Origin of the sequence: Streptomyces spinoverrucosus (assembly GCF_015712165.1) — a bacterium.
Lineage (GTDB): Bacteria > Actinomycetota > Actinomycetes > Streptomycetales > Streptomycetaceae > Streptomyces > Streptomyces spinoverrucosus_A.
The window spans coordinates 5,107,989-5,126,286 of record NZ_JADPZX010000001.1 but is presented as its reverse complement, the minus strand read 5'-3'; the positions used below and the strand labels follow the sequence as shown (position 1 = coordinate 5,126,286).

Here is an 18,298-nt window from a genome sequence, read left to right as displayed (position 1 = left end):
CACTCCGCCCACGGTGACCAGCCGTCACCCCACCGTGACAGCCCTACCGATCCCGGGCGTGTCGCAGCGCCCCAGCTTCCGCACCGGCCACGGCATTTGGCACTCTGTGTCCGCCGGGGGGATGCACGGGAGGGGAAATACGATCATGAACGCGACGCAAACGGGACCACACGCCAGCACATCCGGCGACCCGCGCATCGGCTGGAGCGCCACCGACACCCGCACCGCGCCCACCCTCCGCCACCGCCGCGACGGCATACTCCCGACCGTCGCCGCCGCCCTCTCCGTCCGCGGCGCCACCCTCACCGGCACCGCCGCCCGCGGCGACCAACCCCCACCCCTCCACCACCTCGTCCAGGACTTCCTGGACACCCTCACCAGCGCCCAACGCGACCGCTTCACCGGCCGCTGCGCCGAAGCCATCCTCATCTCCCGGCACATCACCGCCGCCGACGCCGCCCGCAGCAAACGCGCCGCCCGCAAACCCATGACCAACGGCGAAGCCCGCAAAGCGCTCAAACAGGCCAAACTCACCGCCCGACGCATCCGCGAGGACGGCGACCCCCTGCACGGCGGCTTCGCCACCCCGTGCCGCGCCTGCACCGCCCTCAGCGCCCACTTCGGCGTCCGCATCGTCGACCCCGCGGCAACAGACGACTGACCCGCATCACAGACACACACGCACGCACGACGAACGAAGGGCAGATGCACACCGACCGCACCTCGACCACCCGCTTCGCCGTACCCGTCGACGCCGCCCTGCGCGCCGCCGGCTGGCAACCCGGACGCTGGGACATCAAACAAGCCGAGATCTGGGCCGACACCCTGCGCGACCACACCTCACCGGCGGGCCACCGGCATGCCGTCTTCCCCGCCGCCGTCGAGGCCTGGGCCGAATTCGGCGGCCTGCACATCACCCCCACCGGCCCCGGCCGCCAGATCGCCCCCGCCACCCTCCACCTCGACCCGCTGCACGGCCTCCACATGGCCCGCACCCTCGGCGACCTCGGCCGCGCCCTCGACACCGAGGTCAGCCCCCTCGGCGCCGAACCCGACACCCAGGCCCTCCTCGCCATCGACACCGAAGGCCGCGTCTACGCCCTCGACCACACCGGCGACTGGTACCTCGGCCCCGACATCGACAAAGCCCTCACCGGCCTCGTCTCCGGCATGGCACCGGTACGCCTGACAGCAGGCTGAGACCGTCTCCCCACGACTTTCCTACGCCGCCGAAAGCCAGGCCGCCGGGCCTACACCGCCGGAAGGCATGCCGCCCGACCTACGACGCCGGAAGCCAGGCCGCAGGAACCTGAGCCGCCGGACCCACGCCACCGAAAGCCAGGCCGCAGGAATCTGAGCCGCCCGACCGACGCCACCGAAAGCCAGGCCGCAGGAACCTGAGCCGCCCGACCCACGCCACCGAAAGCCAGGCCGCCGGAACCTGAGCCGCCCGACCCACGCCACCGGAAGCTTCAGCGCCGGCTCTACGCCGCCGGAATCACCGCCGACACCCGAAAACCCCCCGCGTCCGTCGGCCCCGACACAAACACCCCACCCAACCCGACGACCCGCTCCTTCATCCCCACCAGCCCATTGCCCCCCGAAGGCAACCGGGCCGAGGACGCGGACGCGGCCTCCGGCGGCGGCTCGTTCTCCACCTGCATCGCGATCTCCGACACCCGATGCGCGAGCCGCACATGCGTCTTCGCCCCCGCCGCATGCTTGTGGACGTTCGTCAACGCCTCCTGCACCACGCGATACGCCGTCTGCTCCACCGCCGGCGCATACGCCCGCGCCTCCCCCTCGACCGACAGATCGACCACCATCCCCGCGGCAGCCGACTGCCCGATCAACTCATCCAACTCGGACAGACAGGGCCCGTCCCCCACCGAGCCCTCCTCGTCCGCGGCCGCCCGCGAAGCCGCCGCAGCGGCAGCCGCGGCCGCGCCCACCGCCGCCAACGGCACCGAGGCACGCTCACTCCGCCCCGCGCCACCGTCCCCACTGCGCAGCACCCCGAGCATCTCCCGCAACTCGGTCAACGCCTGCCGCCCCATGTCCCCCACCAGCGCGGCATTCCGCACCGCCTTCTCCGGATCCTTCCGAGCCACGGCCTGCAACGCGGCGGCATGCACCACCATCAGACTCACCCGATGCGCGACCACGTCATGCATCTCCCGCGCGATCCGCGTCCGCTCCTCGTTACGCGCCCACTCGGCCCGCTCCTCCGCCCGCTCAGCGAGCAACTGAAGCTCCCGCTCCAAACTGTCCGCCCGCTCCCGGAGACTCTCCATCAGCCGGCGCCGAGCACCCACATACAGGCCCAGCAGCAACGGCGGCGCGGTCACACCGAGAGAAGCGGTAATGGAAATAAAGGGGACAAACCACTCCCCGACGCCGACATCCCCCCGCGTCATGTCCTGCTGCGCCCGTACGAACGTGACCACCAGCGTGCCCACCAGCGACATCCCCGCCAGTGCCGCGATGATCCGGCGCGGCAGTTCCGACGCGGCGAGCGTGTACAGGCCGACAACCGTCAGCAGGAAACCCATCTGCGCCGGCGAGATCGCGATCGACACCAGGACGACGGCAATCGGCCACATCCGACGCAGCAGCAACGTCGAACCGGCGAGCACTCCGAAGACCACCCCCGCGGCCATCGGAATCCCCGCGTCCCGCGCGAACGGCACCCCCTCGACACCGCACTCCACCGCGGACAGCAGCGCAAGCGTCCCGTCCAGCACCGCACTACGCCATCGCGCCCACCACCACGGCCCGGTCAGGCCCTCGGCGCGCTCTTCCCCCGTCGTGGTCATGCCTCCAGCCTACGGGCGGTGGCCTTCGCTTTTCCGGCGAGTTTCGACGACTTGGCCACACCACACTCCGTATCCGAACAACAACGAAATCGACCGGAATCCCTCGAACTACTGAACCCAGAACGTTCACCCCTGGAATTGACCATTCCGGCCGGACGGTATGCGCATGGCACATTCCAACGGCAAGTACACGGACTTCGAGGGACTTCGAGAGCGGGCGGTGGCGCTGCGGCGGGCGGGACTCAGCCGTCGCCAGATCCGCGACCGGCTGCGCGTCGACAACAACGACATCCTCAACCGGCTCCTGGAGGGCGAGCCGCCCCCGGCATGGACGAAGCGACCGAACGCGAAGGACGACCTGCGCGAGAAGGCGCGCGAGCTCCGACTTAAGGGCTGGACGTACGACCAGATCCAGGTGGAGCTGGGGTGCTCGAAGAGTTCGATCTCGCTGTGGGTACGGGATCTGCCGAGGCCGGAGCGCCGCGATCCGACGGAACAGGCGAAGTTGGCGGCGCGGAAGCGCTGGGAGCACGAGTTGGCGGTGCGGGACGAGCGGCGCAGGCAGACCAAAGAGACCGCGGCAGCGGAGATCGGGGAACTATCGGACCGCGACCTGTTCCTCACAGGGGTCGCCCTCTACTGGGCGGAGGGCACGAAGGACAAACCGCATGCTCGACGCGAACGCATCGTTTTCGTCAATAGCGACCCGAACATGATCCGCCTCTTCCTGGCCTGGCTCGCCCTGCTCGAAGTCAGGCGCGAACACATCACCTACCACCTGATGATCCACGAATCGGCCGATGTCGAGGCGGCCGAGCAATACTGGGCGGACGTCGTTCAGGCGGAACGCGGCACCTTCGGCAAGACGACCCTGAAACGGCACAATCCGAAGACGGTGCGCAAGAACACCGGTGGCGACTATCACGGCTGCCTCGTAGTCACCGTGCGCCAGAGCGCAGAGCTGTACCGTCGCGTCGAAGGCTGGTGGTACGGCATAGTAGGGGCTGCCACCGCATCCGATCTACGAATTCGGACATAGCGGCAATCCCGGGTCGTCTAAGGGCAAGACGTCAGATTTTGGTTCTGATCATGGGGGTTCGAGTCCTCCCCCGGGAGCACATGCTCAGTTCGGGCCCTGACCGCCCACACCCCCGGTCAGGGCCCGCTCTCATCTCCCCCCACACCCACCCCGGTATCCTGCGGTTGTCCACACCCCCTCCACAGCCGAAGGGCATCCCGTGAGCGCCATTCGCCCGGCAGCCGTCGTCGTACTCGCAGCGGGTGAGGGCACCCGTATGAAGTCGGCCACACCCAAGGTCCTGCACGAGATCTGTGGCCGTTCCCTGGTGGGCCATGTGCTCGCCGCCGCCGGTGAGTTGAAGCCCGAGCACCTCGTCGTGGTCGTCGGGCACGCCCGCGAGAAGGTCACCGCTCATCTCGCCGAGGTCGCCCCGGACGTGCGCACCGCCGTCCAGGCGGAGCAGAACGGCACCGGTCACGCCGTCCGGATGGGCCTGGAGGAGTTGGGGGGTGCCGTCGACGGGACCGTGGTCGTCGTCTGCGGTGACACTCCCCTCCTGACCGGCGAGACCCTCAAGAACCTCGCCCGTACGCACTCCGAGGACGGCAACGCCGTCACCGTGCTGACCGCCGAGGTGCCGGATGCCACCGGGTACGGGCGGATCGTGCGGGACCCTTCCTCCGGGGCGGTCACCGCGATCGTCGAGCACAAGGACGCCACTGACGAGCAGCGGGTCATCCGGGAGATCAACTCGGGGGTTTTCGCGTTCGACGGGCAGTTGCTCGCCGATGCGCTGAAGAAGGTCCGGACGGACAACAGTCAGGGTGAGGAGTATCTGACCGACGTCCTCGGGATCCTGCGCGAGGCCGGGCATCGCGTCGGCGCCTCGGTGGCCGGTGATCATCGTGAGATCGCCGGGATCAACAACCGTGTGCAGCTCGCCGAGGCCCGCCGGATTCTCAACGAGCGGCTGCTGACCGCCGCCATGCTGGCCGGCGTCACTGTCGTTGATCCCGCCTCCACCTGGGTCGATGTGACCGTGTCCTTCGAGCAGGACGTCGTCGTGTATCCGAACACCCTGCTGCAGGGGTCCACGCGTCTCGGCGAGGGTTCGGAGGTCGGGCCCAACAGCCGGCTGAAGGACACGCGTGTCGGTGCCGGTGCGCGCGTCGACAACACGGTGTCCGACGGGGCGGACGTCGGGCCGGAGGCGAGTGTGGGGCCGTATGCCTATCTGCGTCCGGGGACGCGCCTCGGGCGGAAGGGCAAGATCGGGACGTACGTCGAGACGAAGAACGCGTCGATCGGTGAGGGCACGAAGGTGCCGCATCTGTCGTATGTCGGTGACGCGACCATCGGTGAGTACACGAACATCGGTGCCGCGAGCGTGTTCGTGAACTATGACGGCCAGGAGAAGCACCACGCGACTGTCGGGTCGCACTGCCGCACTGGTTCGGACAACATGTTTGTGGCTCCTGTCACGATCGGGGACGGCGCGTACACCGCTGCCGGGTCCGTGATCACGAAGGATGTGCCGCCCGGTTCGCTGGCCGTGGCCCGTGGTCAGCAGCGGAATATCGAGGGTTGGGTGGCTCGTAAGCGTCCGGGGAGCGCGGCGGCGAAGGCGGCTGAGGCGGCGTCCCGGGAGCCGGAAGGCGAAGGCTGACCGGAAACAGGTGCGTCTGGGACGGCGTACCGTGATAAGTGCACACCCGCACCCCACCAGCTGAGACGACGTATCTCGTCCGGTGGAGACGTCGTGTCGACACCCAGCTGAGACACCTCTGAGGAGACAGTGCTGTGACCGGGATCAAGACGACCGGCGAGAAGAAGTTGATGTTCTTCTCCGGCCGCGCCCACCCCGAGCTTGCCGAGGAGGTCGCCCACCAGCTGGGTGTCGGGGTCGTCCCGACGAAGGCCTTCGACTTCGCGAACGGTGAGATCTACGTCCGGTATCAGGAGTCGGCGCGTGGCGCGGACTGTTTTGTGATCCAGAGCCACACGGCTCCGATCAACCAGTGGATCATGGAGCAGTTGATCATGATCGACGCGCTGAAGCGTGCGTCGGCCCGCTCCATCACGGTCATCGTGCCCTTCTACGGTTACGCACGGCAGGACAAGAAGCACCGTGGGCGTGAACCGATCTCGGCGCGTCTGATCGCCGACATGATGAAGACGGCGGGTGCGCACCGGATTCTGACCGTCGATCTGCACACGGACCAGATTCAGGGCTTCTTCGACGGGCCGGTGGACCACCTGTTCGCGCTGCCGCTGCTGGCCGACTACGTGGGCGCGAAGGTGGACCGGGAGAAGCTGACGGTGGTCTCGCCGGACGCGGGCCGGGTGCGGGTCGCGGACCGCTGGTGCGACCGGTTGGGTGCGCCGCTGGCGATCGTGCACAAGCGGCGTGACAAGGATGTGGCGAACCAGGTGACCGTCCACGAGGTCGTGGGTGAGGTCAAGGGTCGTGTGTGTGTGCTGGTCGACGACATGGTCGACACCGGCGGCACGATTTGCGCCGCTGCGGACGCGCTGTTCGCGCACGGTGCCGAGGACGTCATCGTCACCGCCACGCACGGTGTGCTGTCGGGTCCGGCGGCGGACCGGTTGAAGAACTCCCGGGTGAGTGAGTTCGTGTTCACGAACACGCTGCCGACGCCGGGTGAGCTGGCCCGGGACATGGACAAGATCACGGTGCTGTCGATCGCGCCGACGATCGCGCGGGCGGTGCGTGAGGTGTTCGAGGACGGGTCGGTGACGAGCCTGTTCGACGAGCAGTGAGCCGCTAGCTCTGCTTGATCGATTTTTCTGCGGCCTCCCCCGCCGAGTATTCTGTTGCAGTTGCTCGGCGAGGGAGGCCGTGGTCCGTTCTGGGACGGGGTACGGCGTCCGTTATCGACGCGCTCTTCGTAGCAGGCCGTTCGTGGCCGGGTGACCACGTCCGTTCCTAGTTCCTACGAGGAGTGATCTGTATGTCCGAGGTGAAGCTCAGCGTCGAGACGCGCAAGGAGTTCGGCAAGGGTGCCGCGCGTCGTATCCGTCGTGACAACAAGGTTCCCGGTGTGCTGTACGGCCACGGTTCCGAGCCGCTGCACCTGACCTTCCCGGGCCACGACCTGCTGCTGGCGCTGCGTACGCCGAACGTTCTGATCTCGCTGGACATCGACGGCAAGACGAACGAGCTGGCGATCCCGAAGTCCGTGCAGCGTGACCCGCTGAAGGGCTTCCTGGAGCACGTCGACCTGCTGCTGGTGAAGCGGGGCGAGAAGGTCACCGTCGAGGTTCCGGTTGTCGCCGAGGGCGAGCTGGCGCCGGGTGGCAACCTGCTGGAGCACGTGCTGAACGCGCTGCCGGTCGAGGCCGAGGCCACCCACATCCCGGAGAGCTTCACGGTGTCGGTGGAGGGTCTGGAGGCCGGTGCCTCGGTCCACGCCAAGGACGTCAAGCTTCCGAACGGCGTGACGCTGGCCGTCGAGGAGGACGCGGTGGTCCTTCAGGTCCTGGCCGCGCAGGCCGAGGAGGCCGCGGAGGGCGAGGCGGCCGAGGGCGAGGGCGAAGAGGCTTCTGCCGAGGCCTGATCCTCAGCTTTTTCGTTTCGTCAGCCGCTGTTCCCTCCGGGGGCAGCGGCTGGCGCGTATCAAGGAGACATGGACGACGTGACGACCGACGCGGGTGCCCCCTGGCTGATCGTGGGGCTGGGGAATCCGGGGCCCGAGTACGCGATGCACCGGCACAACGTGGGGTTCATGGTGGCCGATCTGCTGGCGGAGCGGATCGGGGGCAGGTTCAAGCGGGCGGGCAAGGCGCAGGCGCAGGTCGTCGAGGGCCGGATGGGTCCGCCGGGGCCGGCGAACCGCCGGGTGATCCTGGCGAAGCCGATGTCGTACATGAACCTCTCCGGTGGCCCGGTGAACGCGTTGCGCGACTTCTACAAGGTGCCCCTCGCTCATGTCGTCGCCATCCATGACGAGCTCGACATCGGCTATGGCACGCTGCGGCTGAAGCTCGGTGGTGGGGACAACGGGCACAACGGGCTGAAGTCGATGACGAAGGCGATGGGGCCGGACTATCACCGGCTGCGGTTCGGGATCGGGCGTCCTCCGGGGCGTATGCAGGTCGCCGACTTCGTGCTGAAGGACTTCTCCTCCGCCGAGCGCAAGGAGCTGGACTACTTCGTGGACCGGGCGGCGGATGCGGTGGAGTGTCTGGTGTCCGAGGGGCTGGAGCGGGCGCAGAGCGCCTACAACTCCTGATCAGCCCTACGACTCCTGATCAGCCCTACGACTCCTGATCAGCCCTACAACTCCTGATCAGCCCTACGACTCCTGATCGGCCCTACAACTCCTGATCCCGGACAACTCCCCACTTGTCTCCCACCCCGGTTGACTGACCGTGCAGGCATGGCCAAGGATCGCCGCCATGCCTTCTGCCGTCGTCTCCAGTCAGGGCGCGTTCGTCGCGCTGCGGTTCGGGCGGCTCGCGGCGATGGGTGTCGTCGCGGCGCTGATACTGATCGCGGGGGTGTGGGCGTCCTGGAGTTCCGCCCAGTACGTGATGCTCACCAAGGGGCGGGAGAGCGGGACGATCAAGGTGACCGGCTGCGGGGACGCCACCTGCTCCGGCCCGTACACGCCGATCTCCGCGGGGTCGCAGGCCCGTGACCGGGTCGTCATCGAGAACACGGCCGCCGTGCGGGACGGGCAGACGTACACCGTCGTGATGAAGCCCGGCGGCAGTGAGGTCGTGCGGTCGGGGCCCGGTGGGGTGCTCTACTCCTGGGTGCCGCTGGGTGGGGCGCTGTTGCTGGCCTCGGTCGTGGTCGCGGGCGGGCTGAGGCGGACCCGGGCGGCCTGGGTGCTGGCGGGCTCGGGGTTCGCGCTGATCACCGCCGCCTTCATCGCCGTATGACCGCCTTCATCGCCGTACAAGCGTGCCCCCGTGTTCGTCCGAAGCACGGGGGCACGCTCATGTCCGCGGGTGTCAGCCGGTGTTGCGCAGGCCGGCCGCCACGCCGTTCACGGTCAGGAGCAGGGCCCGGGCGAGCAGCGGGTCCGGCTCGGCGCCCGTCGCCGCCGCGTCGCGCTGGCGCTTGAGGAGGGCGACCTGGAGGTAGGAGATCGGGTCCAGGTAGGCGTCGCGGATGGTGAAGGTCTGCTTCAGTACCGGCTGGGCGTCGAGGAGTTCGTCCTCGCCGGTGATCCGGAGGATCTCGCGCACGGTCAGGTCGTGTTCGGCGCGGATGGTGTCGAAGACGTGCTTCAGCTCGTCCGGGACGAGGGTGTCGACGTAGTGGCCGGCGATCCGCAGGTCGGTCTTGGCCAGCGTCATCTCGACGTTGGAGACGAAGTTGCGGAAGAAGTGCCACTGCCCGTACATCTCGTCGAGCACGGTGTCCAGGCCCGTCTCGCGCAGCGCCTTCAACCCCGACCCGACGCCGAACCAGCCGGGGACGATCTGCCGGGACTGGGTCCAGCCGAACACCCACGGGATGGCCCGCAGGCCGTCGAGCCCGGCGCCGGAGTCGGGCCTCCTCGAAGGCCTCGAACCCAGGTGCAGGTCGGCGAGCTGGTCGACGGGTGTGGAGGCGAAGAAGTACGCCGGCAGGTCCGGGTCCTCCACGAGCCTGCGGTACGCGGCGTGCGCGGCGTCGCTGACCACGTCCATGGCGGCGTCCCAGCGGGCGAGGGCCTCGACGGACTGGCGGGGTGCGGTGTGCAGGGCGGAGGCCTGCAGGGTGGCCGCGACCGTCAGTTCCAGGTTCTCCCGGGCCAGGGACGGGATCAGGTACTTGTCGGAGATGACCTCGCCCTGCTCGGTCACCTTGATCTCGCCCTCCAGGGTGCCCCAGGGCTGGGCGAGGATCGCGTCGTGGGTGGGGCCGCCGCCGCGGCCGACGGTGCCGCCGCGGCCGTGGAAGAGGCGCAGGCGGACGCCGTAGCGGTGGGCGACGTCGCGCAGGCGCCGCTGGGCGCGGTGGATCTCCCACTGGGAGGTGGTGATGCCGCCGAACTTGGAGGAGTCGGAGTATCCGAGCATGACCTCCTGGACGTCGCCCCGGAGCGCGACGAGGCGCCGGTAGGACGGGTCGGCGAGCATGTCCTCGAGGATGGTGTCGGCGGCCTTGAGCTCGTCGGTGGTCTCCAGTAGCGGCACGATGCCGATCCTGGCCCAGCCGGCGTGCAGGTCGATCAGGCCGGCCTCGCGTGCCAGCACCGCCGCCGCGAAGACGTCGTCGGCGCCCTGGCACATGGAGATGATGTACGACTCGATGACCTCGGGGCCGAAGACCTCAAGGGCCTTCTTGACCGTCTGGAAGACGCCGAGGGTCTTGGCGCCGGCCGCGTCGACGGGCGCCGGGGTGGGCGCCAGCGGCCTCCTGGAGCGCAGCTCCTTGGCGAGCAGCTTCGTGCGGTAGTCGCGCGGCATGTCGGCGTACCGCCACGACTCCTCGCCGAGCCGGTCGAAGAGCTGGCCGAGGGCGTGGTGGTGGGCGTCGGCGTGTTCGCGTACGTCCATGGTGGCGAGCTGGAGGCCGAAGGCGGACAGCGTGCGGATGGTGCGGTCCAGGCGGCCGTCGGCGAAGAGGCCGCCGCGGTGCTCGCGCAGGGAGGCCTGGATCAGCTTGAGGTCGTGCAGCAGCTCGCTGGTGCCGAGGTAGTCGCGGCCGGCCTCGTGCGGGATGCCCTTGGCGAGGCGCTGCTTGGTGTTCTCCAGCTTCTGCCGGATGCAGGTGGCCTTGAGGCGGTAGGGCTCCTCGGCGTTGAGGCGCTTGTAGCGGGGGCTGATCTCGGGCAGGCGTTCGAGGTCGGCCTGGAGGGATTCGAGGAGTTCCTCGGTGGCTCCGGTGTAGCGGATGGAGTTCGACAGGAAGCCGCGGAGTTCGTCGATCATCTCCAGGGCGTCGTTGATGCCGTGTTCGTGCTGGAGGATCAGCACCTCCCAGGTGACCTCGGGGGTCACGTTGGGGTTGCCGTCGCGGTCGCCGCCGATCCAGGTGCCGAAGGTGACGGGGCGGGTGTCGTCGGGGAGCTTGACGCCGACGCGCTCCAGTTCCGCCGTCAGGTCCTCCAGGACGTCGCCGACGGCGCCGGCGTGCAGCTCGTCGAGGTAGTAGATCGCGTTGCGGGCCTCGTCGGCGGGTTCGGGGCGTACGACGCGCAGCTCGTCGGTCTGCCAGACGAGGTCGATGTTCTCGGCCAGTCGGGTGTCGTGGCGGCGGCGGTCGGAGTCGATGACCGGGGTATCGAGGAGCTTGGCGATGCGCCGGAGCTTGTTGAGGACCGAACGGCGGGCGGCCTCCGTGGGGTGGGCCGTGAACACCGGACGAACATTGAGGTGGCGGACGGTCTCCCGCAGGTGCTCGGGGTCGGCGTCCTTCAGCCGGTCGGCGGTACGGGAGAGCAGACCGCCCTCGGCGGCGCGCTTGGCGCGCAGTTCGCGGCCGCGGTGCACCTGTTCGGTGACGTTGGCCAGGTGGAAATACGTGGAGAAGGCGCGGACCAGCTTGGCCGCGGTCTCCAGTTCGGTGCCGCGCAGCAGCTCGGCGGCGGCCTCGCCGTCCTCGCGGGTGAGGCGGCGTACCTTCTCGACGAGTTCCAGCAGCTCAGGGCCCTCCTGGCGGACGAGCGTCTCACCGAGGAGGTCGCCCAGCCGGCGGATGTCGGCGCGCAGCTCGGGGCTGGTCGTCGTGGTCTGGTCGTCGGCACTGCTCACAGGTGCGGCTCCTTGCAGTGTTGAAGCTCGTCTGAAGCTCGTCTGAAGCTCGTCTGGGAGGGAACCCGGTGACCGTCGCACGGCTGGCGCCGCATTACGGGCCGGACTTCCGGGGAAGGAATCAGAGCGGACCGCGCTGTCCGACCGACTCCAGGATATGTGTCGGCCGGGACGCGCAGTCTCGCGGGCTCTTGCCGCCGGGCGACGCGCTGCCATACTTACGACGCCGTAGGTTACGGAACCGTAGGGAGGTCTCGTCCGAGCCGTACACCCGTTTCCGCTACCCCTCGGCACCTGTCTCAACCCACGACCCCACAGGGGACGCACCCATGACCACGAGCTCCGATGTGATCGACGACGCCCCGAAGTCGACCTCGCAGGCCACCGCCGACCGTCTTCCGCCCGGGTCCGCCACGCTCGGCGGCGACCGAAAGGGTTCTCTCGAGCAGGGTGCGCTCCTGCTCTTCATCATCGTCCCGTTCCTCGCGCTGATCGCGGCGGTCCCGCTGGCGTGGGGCTGGGGGGTGAGCTGGCTGGACCTGGGTCTGCTGGTCTTCTTCTACTTCCTTGGCTGCCACGGCATCACGATCGGTTTCCACCGGCACTTCACCCACAGTTCGTTCAAGGCCAAGCGGCCCCTGAAGATCGCGCTGGCGATCGCCGGGTCGCTGGCGGTCGAGGGCCCCCTGGTGCGCTGGGTGGCCGACCATCGCAAGCATCACCAGTTCTCCGACGCGGAGGGCGACCCGCACTCCCCGTGGCGGTACGGCGAGACCGTCCCGGCCCTGATGAAGGGCCTGTGGTGGGCGCACATCGGCTGGATGTTCGACGAGGAGCGCACCCCGCAGGACAAGTACGCGCCGGATCTGATCAAGGATCCGACGCTGCGGGCGATCTCCCGCCAGTTCATCGTCTGGACGGTGGTGTCGCTGGCGCTGCCGGCGCTGATCGGCGGTCTGGTGACGATGTCCTGGTGGGGCGCGTTCACCGCGTTCTTCTGGGGGTCGCTCGTGCGGGTGGCGCTGCTGCACCACGTGACCTGGTCGATCAACTCGATCTGCCACGCGGTGGGCAAGCGGCCGTTCAAGTCGCGGGACAGGTCGGGCAACGTGTGGTGGCTGGCGGTGCTGTCCTGCGGTGAGTCCTGGCACAACCTGCACCACGCCGACCCGACGTCCGCGCGGCACGGGGTGGAGCGCGGCCAGATCGACTCCTCCGCCCGGCTGATCCGTTGGTTCGAGCTCGCCGGGTGGGCGTACGACGTGCGCTGGCCGTCACGCTCGCGTATCGATTCCCGCCGTAAGTCCGGTGGGGACGGCGCCCGGCGGGGGAGGGAAACCGCCGAGGCGGCATGATTGACGCCGTGGCGACCGACTCCAGCAGCACCCCCAGCAACGACAAGCCGCGGCGTGCGCGCCGTACCCGTATGACCGGTGCGGAGCGTCGCCAGCAGCTGCTGGAGATCGGTCGCACCCTCTTCGCCGCGAAGGGCTTCGAGGGCACGTCGGTGGAGGAGATCGCCGCGAAGGCGGGGGTTTCGAAGCCGGTGGTGTACGAGCACTTCGGCGGCAAGGAGGGGCTGTACGCGGTCGTGGTGGACCGCGAGATGCGGCGTCTGCTGGACATGGTGACCAGCTCGCTGACGGCGGGCCACCCGCGCGAGCTGTGCGAGCAGGCGGCGTTCGCGCTGCTGGACTACATCGAGGAGTACACGGACGGTTTCCGCATCCTGGTCCGTGACTCGCCCATCCCCCAGTCGACGGGGTCGTTCGCGTCGCTGATCTCGGACATCGCCACGCAGGTGGAGGACATCCTGGGCCGCGAGTTCAAAAGCCGCGGCTTCGACCCCAAGCTGGCCCCGCTGTACGCCCAGGCGCTGGTCGGCATGGTCGCGCTGACCGGGCAGTGGTGGCTGGAGGTGCGCCGGCCGAAGAAGGCGGAGGTGGCGGCGCATCTGGTGAATCTGGCGTGGCACGGGTTGGACGGGCTGGAGCAGAAGCCTCGGTTGATCGGGCACCGGAAGAGCTGAGCGCTCCGCTGAGGTGCCGGGATGCGGTTCGTGTCTGTCCGCGGCTCCGTGGTGGCTGGTCGCGCCCGCGCGGCGGAGTCGCACATTGATGCGGCCCCGCGCCCCTTTTCCCGGCGCTGCCGGACCGGCGTGCCCTTTGGTCCGCTCTGGTCTGGTCCGCTCTGGTCTGGTCCGCTCTGGTCTGGTCCGCTCTGGTCGTCATGGCTCCTTGCGGGCGACTGCGAAGATGCGGCGGAAGGGGAAGGGCGTGCCGTGTGCTCGCGGGGGATAGGCCTCGCGGAGGGCGCTGCGGTACTCGTCCTCGAAGGCCCGCGCCGCCTGGGTGTCGTCGGCGAGGGCGGTGAGGACGGGGCGCAGGCCGGTGCCCTTCACCCAGTCGAGGACCGGGTCCTCGCCGGTGAGGAGATGGATGTACGTGGTCTCCCAGACGTCGGCCGTGCAGCCCAGGGCGGTGAGGCGTTCGAGGTAGGCCTCGGGGGTGAGGACGGCGTCGTCGTGCCGCAGGGTGCTGGCCAGGCGGTCCCGCCAGCGCGGCGAGGCGGCCAGTTCGCGCATCAGCCGGTGGCTGGGGGCGTCGAAGTTGCCGGGGACCTGGAAGGCGAAGGTGCCGCCGGGGACGAGCCCGGCGATCCAGTCGGCGAAGCGGTCCGCGTGACCGGGGATCCACTGGAGCGTGGCGTTGCTGAGGATCAGGTCGTACGGCTCACCGGGCGCCCAGGTGCGCACGTCGGCGTGGGCGAAGTCGAGGCGTCCGGCGTCCGCGTGCTCGGCGCGGGCCCGCTGGAGCATCTCCGGGGAGTTGTCGTAGCCGGTGACGTGGGCGGTGGGCCGGCGGGCGGCGAGCAGCGCGGTGAGGTTGCCGGGGCCGCAGCCGAGGTCGGCGATGCGGGGCGGGTCCGTGGGCAGGTCCGGGACCTGGGCCAGGAGGTCGGTGAAGGGGCGGGCACGGTGTCCGGCGTGCCGGAGGTACTGGGAGGGGTCCCAGGTGGGGTCGGCCATGCCCTCAGCTTGACAACCCCGGTATCTCGACGTCAAGAGACTTCACGTCGACACAACCACTACACTGATCGCCATGGAGGACGAGGTCGATCGGCTGGTCGCAGCGTGGCGCCGGGAGCGCCCGGACCTCGACGTGGAACCGCTTGAGGTTCTCAGCCGGGTGAGCCGGCTGGCCCGGCACCTGGACCGCGCGCGGCGGCTGGCCTTCTCCGAGCACAATCTGGAGCCCTGGGAGTTCGACGTCCTGACGGCGCTGCGTCGGGCGGGGACGCCGTATCAGCTCTCGCCGGGGCAGTTGCTGACGCAGACGCTGGTCACGTCGGGCACGATGACGAACCGTATCGACCGTCTGGCGAAGAAGGGCCTGGTGGAGCGGCTGCCCGACCCGAGCGACCGGCGGGGTGTACTGGTCCGGCTCACGGACGAGGGCCGGGACCGGGCGGACCAGGCGCTGGCGGGGCTGCTGGATCAGGAACGTGCGATCCTCGCGGAGCTGTCTCGCGCGCAGCGGATTGAACTGGCGGCGCTTCTGCGTCAGTTGACCGCGCCGTTCGACAATATCCCCGGGTAGGCGCGGCGCGGGCCTGGTCGTTCGTCGTGTGCGGGGCGGTGGGGGCTGGTCGCGCAGTTCCCCGCGCCCCTTTGCGGCGTTGTCCGGCCGGATCCGGTCAGGTGCCTCGCCGACAGCACTGCGCTCGGTCGTTTGTCGGGTGCGGGGCAGTGGGGGCTGGTCGCGCAGTTCCCCGCGCCCCTTTGCGGCGTTGCCCTGCCGAATCCGGTCAGGTGCACGCACCTTCAGCACTGCGCTCGGTCGTTCGTCGTGTTCGGGGCAGTGGGGGCTGGTCGCGCAGTTCCCCGCGCCCCTTTGCGGCGTTGCCCGGCCGGATGCGGTCAGGTGCCCGCGCACCCTTTGCGGCGTTGTCCGGCCCGATCCGGTCAGGTGCCCGCGCACCCTTTGAACGGCCTTGTCCGGACGGATCCCGTCAGGCGCTGTTGCTTTCTTCTGGTGTGAGGCGGGCTGTGGGGCCCAGGTCGACCGGGCCCACGCCCGCCCGGCGGGCCAGGGCTACGGCGGCGAGGGTGGAGTGGACGCCGAGCTTGCCCAGGACGTTCTGCATGTGGGTGCGGACGGTGTGCGGGGAGAGGTACAGGCGCTCGGCGACGGCCTTGCGGCCCAGGCCCGCGACCATGCAGCGCAGCACCTCCCGCTCGCGCGGGGTGAGGGACTCCACCAGGCGTTCGCTCTCGGTGCGATGCCTGCGCGCGGCGGTCAGCTCGCGCAGGACGCCGGTGAGCAGGGCGGGCGGCAGATGCGTCTCGTCGCGCAGCACGCCCCGGATGACGGTGAGCAGCCTCGACAGCGAACAGTCCTTGGCGACCCAGCCGCTCGCCCCGGCCTGCAGGGCCAGCGCGGCACGCCGGGGATCGTCCTTCTCGGCGAGTACGACGACCCGCACCCCGGGCTGCGCGGTACGGACCCCGGCGACCAGGGAGATACCGTCCACCACCCCGTCCACGCCGCCCTCCTGCACGGGCACGGCGGGCCGTATCCCGGGGACGTTGCCCCCCAGGTCGGCGTCGACGAGCAGCACGTCGAACCGGCGGCCCTCGGCGGCCGCGCGCTCCAGGCTGCGCAGCGCGGCGGGACCGCTGCCGGCCGCGGAGACGTCGACGTCCGGCTCGGCGGCGAGCGCCGCGGCGAGGGACTCGGCGAAGATGCGGTGGTCGTCGACGACCAGGACTCGGATGCGAACCACGAAACCCCCTTCCCCGAGCTCTCGAAGAGCAGGGGAACGCCCATGGACGGGAGCCGGTGACCGGTGCGGGTACGACGCCCTGAGCAGTCCTGGGTTGTTGTGCCTGCCGTTCCCCCAGGACGGGGTCGCCGCAGCCGCACGGCCGCCGCCGTGCAGAAACTGCTACCCCCACTTCGGGCGTCGTACCCGACTTGTCTCGCCCCCTGAACAGCACCGGCCCCCACCGGTGCTGTTCATCAGAGTACGGACGGGGGGCAGGAGCGGAAGGTAATTTGCAGAACTGGTTGTCCGGCGCGTTTATGGTGAGCCGCATGTTTCGTATTGAGACAGAAGTCGACAGGACCCGGCGCGATCTTCTCCGTTCCCGGCTCCGCGACACCAATACGGCAGCCTCCCCCGTCCTGCGCGCCCTGCGCGGCACCCCCGCCGCGCGCGAAGCCCCCCTGCACATCTGGGCGTTGGACAGCGCCGACGACCTGGCGGGCGGCTTGGTCGGGCACACCTGGACGACGTGGCTGCACGTGACGTACCTCTGGGTCGACGAACGTCACCGTGGTACCGGCCTGGGCTCCCTCCTGCTGGCCGAGGCGGAGCGCGTGGCCCGCGAGGAACGCCGCTGCACCGCCGTGCGCCTGGAGACCTGGGACTTCCAGGCGCCGGACTTCTACCGGAAGCACGGGTACGAGGTGGTGTGCGCGATCCCCGACTACCCGCCCGGCGTCACGGAGTTCACACTGACAAAGCGCCTCGGCACGGACTGACCGCAGCCGCCCTACCGCAGCCGCCCTAGCGCACCCGCCGCGCCCCCGCCGAAGGCACCGCCTCGAACACCCGGGGCGCCGTGAAGCCCGCCGCCGCGAACGCCTCCTCCACCGCCTTGGTGACGGTGTCGACGTCAGTCACCTCCGCCAGCACGATCGCCGAGCCGCCGAAGCCGCCGCCCGTCATCCGGGCGCCGAGGGCCCCGGCCGACAATGCGGTGTCGACGACCAGGTCCAGCTCCGGGCAGGAGATGCGGAAGTCGTCGCGCAGGGACGCGTGCCCCTCGGTGAGAACCGGGCCGATCGCCCGCGTCTCGCCCGACTCCAGCAACGAGACGACGCGTTCGACGCGCTCGTCCTCCGTGACCACGTGCCGCACCAGCCGGCGGACCTCCTCGTCGTCGCCGAGACGGTCCAGCGCCGCGTCCAGCTCGGCGTACGGGATGTCGCGCAGGGCGTCGACGCCCAGCAGGGCCGCGCCCTTCTCGCAGCCGACCCGGCGCTTGCCGTACTCGCCGGTGCTGTGCTCGTGCTTGACCTGGGTGTCGACGACCAGCAGGCGCATGCCCTCGGCGGCGAGGTCGAAGGGGATCTGACGCTGGGAGAGGTCGCGGGTGTCGAGGAACAGGGCGTGGCCGGCGGTGCAGCAGGCGGCCGCGGTCTGGTCCATGATGCCGACCGGGGCGCCGACGTAGACGTTCTCGCCGCGCTGGCACAGCCGGGCCAGCTGCCAGCCCTTCAGGCCGAGGTCGTACAGATCGTTCAGGGCCAGTGCGACGACGACCTCCAGCGCCGCCGACGACGACAGGCCCGCGCCCGCCGGGACCGTCGAGGTCAGGTGGATGTCGGCGCCGGTGACCGGGTGCCCGGCCTGCACCAGGGCCCAGACGACACCCGACGGGTACGCCGTCCAGCCCTGGTCGGACTCGGGCTCCAAAGCGTCCAGGCGGAGCTCCACGACGCCGCCGTCGACGTCCGCCGAGTGCAGCCGCAGCACACCGTCGTCCCGGCGGGACACCGCCGCGACCGTGGTGTGCGGCAGCGCGAACGGCATCACGAAGCCGTCGTTGTAGTCGGTGTGTTCGCCGATGAGGTTGACCCGTCCCGGCGCGGCCCACACGCCCTGCGGCGCGGCCCCGTACAGCTCCTCGAACTGCTCGGCCACAACCCGTGCGGCAGCCTCGCTCATACCCTGACCCCTG

The 18,298-nt window shown here is 69.8% G+C and carries 17 protein-coding genes and 1 tRNA gene; 13 read left to right on the top strand and 5 right to left on the bottom strand.

Going from position 1 to position 18,298, the window contains the following annotated elements; all coding sequences use genetic code 11:
• Positions 1–145: 145 nt before the first annotated feature.
• Both I2W78_RS23340 and I2W78_RS23335 read left to right on the top strand, forming a co-directional pair.
• A complete protein-coding gene (locus I2W78_RS23340) occupies positions 146–661 on the top strand; it encodes a YwqJ-related putative deaminase (RefSeq protein WP_196462221.1) in 516 nt (171 codons plus the stop codon).
• Positions 662–705: 44 nt separating this feature from the next.
• Positions 706–1,200, top strand: a complete 495-nt coding sequence (locus I2W78_RS23335) for an SUKH-3 domain-containing protein (protein WP_196462220.1) — start codon at positions 706–708, stop codon at positions 1,198–1,200.
• Between the two features lie 284 nt (positions 1,201–1,484).
• On the opposite strand, the gene I2W78_RS23330 is transcribed toward I2W78_RS23335, so the two are convergent.
• Positions 1,485–2,816 carry a sensor histidine kinase gene (locus tag I2W78_RS23330; RefSeq protein WP_196462219.1) on the bottom strand — a complete coding sequence of 444 codons (1,332 nt, stop codon included), beginning with the start codon at positions 2,814–2,816 and terminating at the stop codon, positions 1,485–1,487.
• Positions 2,817–2,982: 166 nt separating this feature from the next.
• Here I2W78_RS23330 and I2W78_RS23325 point away from each other — a divergent pair, with 166 nt between their 5' ends.
• The 7 genes from I2W78_RS23325 (at position 2,983) to I2W78_RS23295 (ending at position 8,745) form a co-directional block, all read left to right on the top strand.
• Complete coding sequence (locus I2W78_RS23325; RefSeq protein ID WP_196462218.1) at positions 2,983–3,855, top strand: hypothetical protein; 873 nt, start codon at positions 2,983–2,985, stop codon at positions 3,853–3,855.
• Between the two features lie 6 nt (positions 3,856–3,861).
• A tRNA-Gln gene (locus tag I2W78_RS23320) sits at positions 3,862–3,932 on the top strand.
• A gap of 122 nt (positions 3,933–4,054) precedes the next feature.
• Positions 4,055–5,503, top strand: a complete 1,449-nt coding sequence (gene glmU, locus I2W78_RS23315) for a bifunctional UDP-N-acetylglucosamine diphosphorylase/glucosamine-1-phosphate N-acetyltransferase GlmU (RefSeq protein WP_196462217.1) — start codon at positions 4,055–4,057, stop codon at positions 5,501–5,503.
• 134 nt (positions 5,504–5,637) lie between these two features.
• Complete coding sequence (locus tag I2W78_RS23310; protein ID WP_196462216.1) at positions 5,638–6,618, top strand: ribose-phosphate diphosphokinase; 981 nt, start codon at positions 5,638–5,640, stop codon at positions 6,616–6,618.
• Between the two features lie 191 nt (positions 6,619–6,809).
• Positions 6,810–7,415, top strand: coding sequence for a 50S ribosomal protein L25/general stress protein Ctc (locus I2W78_RS23305; RefSeq protein WP_196462215.1), 606 nt, complete (start codon positions 6,810–6,812; stop codon positions 7,413–7,415).
• Between the two features lie 69 nt (positions 7,416–7,484).
• The gene (pth, locus tag I2W78_RS23300; RefSeq protein WP_196462214.1) at positions 7,485–8,090 is read left to right on the top strand and encodes an aminoacyl-tRNA hydrolase; all 606 of its coding nucleotides are present in this window, start codon (positions 7,485–7,487) and stop codon (positions 8,088–8,090) included.
• A 166-nt stretch (positions 8,091–8,256) separates the two neighbouring features.
• On the top strand, positions 8,257–8,745 hold the full coding sequence (locus I2W78_RS23295; RefSeq protein ID WP_196462213.1) for a hypothetical protein: 489 nt from the start codon (positions 8,257–8,259) through the stop codon (positions 8,743–8,745).
• Positions 8,746–8,817: 72 nt separating this feature from the next.
• On the opposite strand, the gene ppc is transcribed toward I2W78_RS23295, so the two are convergent.
• Positions 8,818–11,550: a phosphoenolpyruvate carboxylase gene (gene ppc, locus I2W78_RS23290; protein WP_196462212.1), complete on the bottom strand. Its 2,733-nt coding sequence runs from the start codon at positions 11,548–11,550 to the stop codon at positions 8,818–8,820.
• 329 nt (positions 11,551–11,879) lie between these two features.
• On the opposite strand from ppc, the gene I2W78_RS23285 reads away from it, so the two are divergent.
• Both I2W78_RS23285 and I2W78_RS23280 read left to right on the top strand, forming a co-directional pair.
• The gene (locus I2W78_RS23285; protein ID WP_196462211.1) at positions 11,880–12,905 is read left to right on the top strand and encodes an acyl-CoA desaturase; all 1,026 of its coding nucleotides are present in this window, start codon (positions 11,880–11,882) and stop codon (positions 12,903–12,905) included.
• Positions 12,902–13,579 carry a TetR/AcrR family transcriptional regulator gene (locus tag I2W78_RS23280; RefSeq protein WP_141311476.1) on the top strand — a complete coding sequence of 226 codons (678 nt, stop codon included), beginning with the start codon at positions 12,902–12,904 and terminating at the stop codon, positions 13,577–13,579. Before I2W78_RS23285 ends, I2W78_RS23280 begins: the two co-directional genes overlap by 4 nt.
• Positions 13,580–13,777: 198 nt before the next feature.
• Here I2W78_RS23280 and I2W78_RS23275 read toward each other — a convergent pair whose 3' ends face one another.
• Positions 13,778–14,578 carry a trans-aconitate 2-methyltransferase gene (locus tag I2W78_RS23275; RefSeq protein WP_196462210.1) on the bottom strand — a complete coding sequence of 267 codons (801 nt, stop codon included), beginning with the start codon at positions 14,576–14,578 and terminating at the stop codon, positions 13,778–13,780.
• 73 nt (positions 14,579–14,651) lie between these two features.
• Between I2W78_RS23275 and tamR the strand changes: the two genes are divergently transcribed.
• Positions 14,652–15,149 carry a MarR family transcriptional regulator TamR gene (gene tamR / locus I2W78_RS23270; RefSeq protein ID WP_171108262.1) on the top strand — a complete coding sequence of 166 codons (498 nt, stop codon included), beginning with the start codon at positions 14,652–14,654 and terminating at the stop codon, positions 15,147–15,149.
• 412 nt (positions 15,150–15,561) lie between these two features.
• Here tamR and I2W78_RS23265 read toward each other — a convergent pair whose 3' ends face one another.
• Positions 15,562–16,335, bottom strand: a complete 774-nt coding sequence (locus I2W78_RS23265) for a LuxR C-terminal-related transcriptional regulator (RefSeq protein ID WP_196462209.1) — start codon at positions 16,333–16,335, stop codon at positions 15,562–15,564.
• Between the two features lie 299 nt (positions 16,336–16,634).
• On the opposite strand from I2W78_RS23265, the gene I2W78_RS23260 reads away from it, so the two are divergent.
• A complete protein-coding gene (locus tag I2W78_RS23260; protein ID WP_196462208.1) occupies positions 16,635–17,096 on the top strand; it encodes a GNAT family N-acetyltransferase in 462 nt (153 codons plus the stop codon).
• A gap of 25 nt (positions 17,097–17,121) precedes the next feature.
• Here I2W78_RS23260 and galK read toward each other — a convergent pair whose 3' ends face one another.
• Positions 17,122–18,285: a galactokinase gene (galK, locus tag I2W78_RS23255; protein ID WP_196462207.1), complete on the bottom strand. Its 1,164-nt coding sequence runs from the start codon at positions 18,283–18,285 to the stop codon at positions 17,122–17,124.
• Positions 18,286–18,298 lie beyond the last annotated feature (13 nt).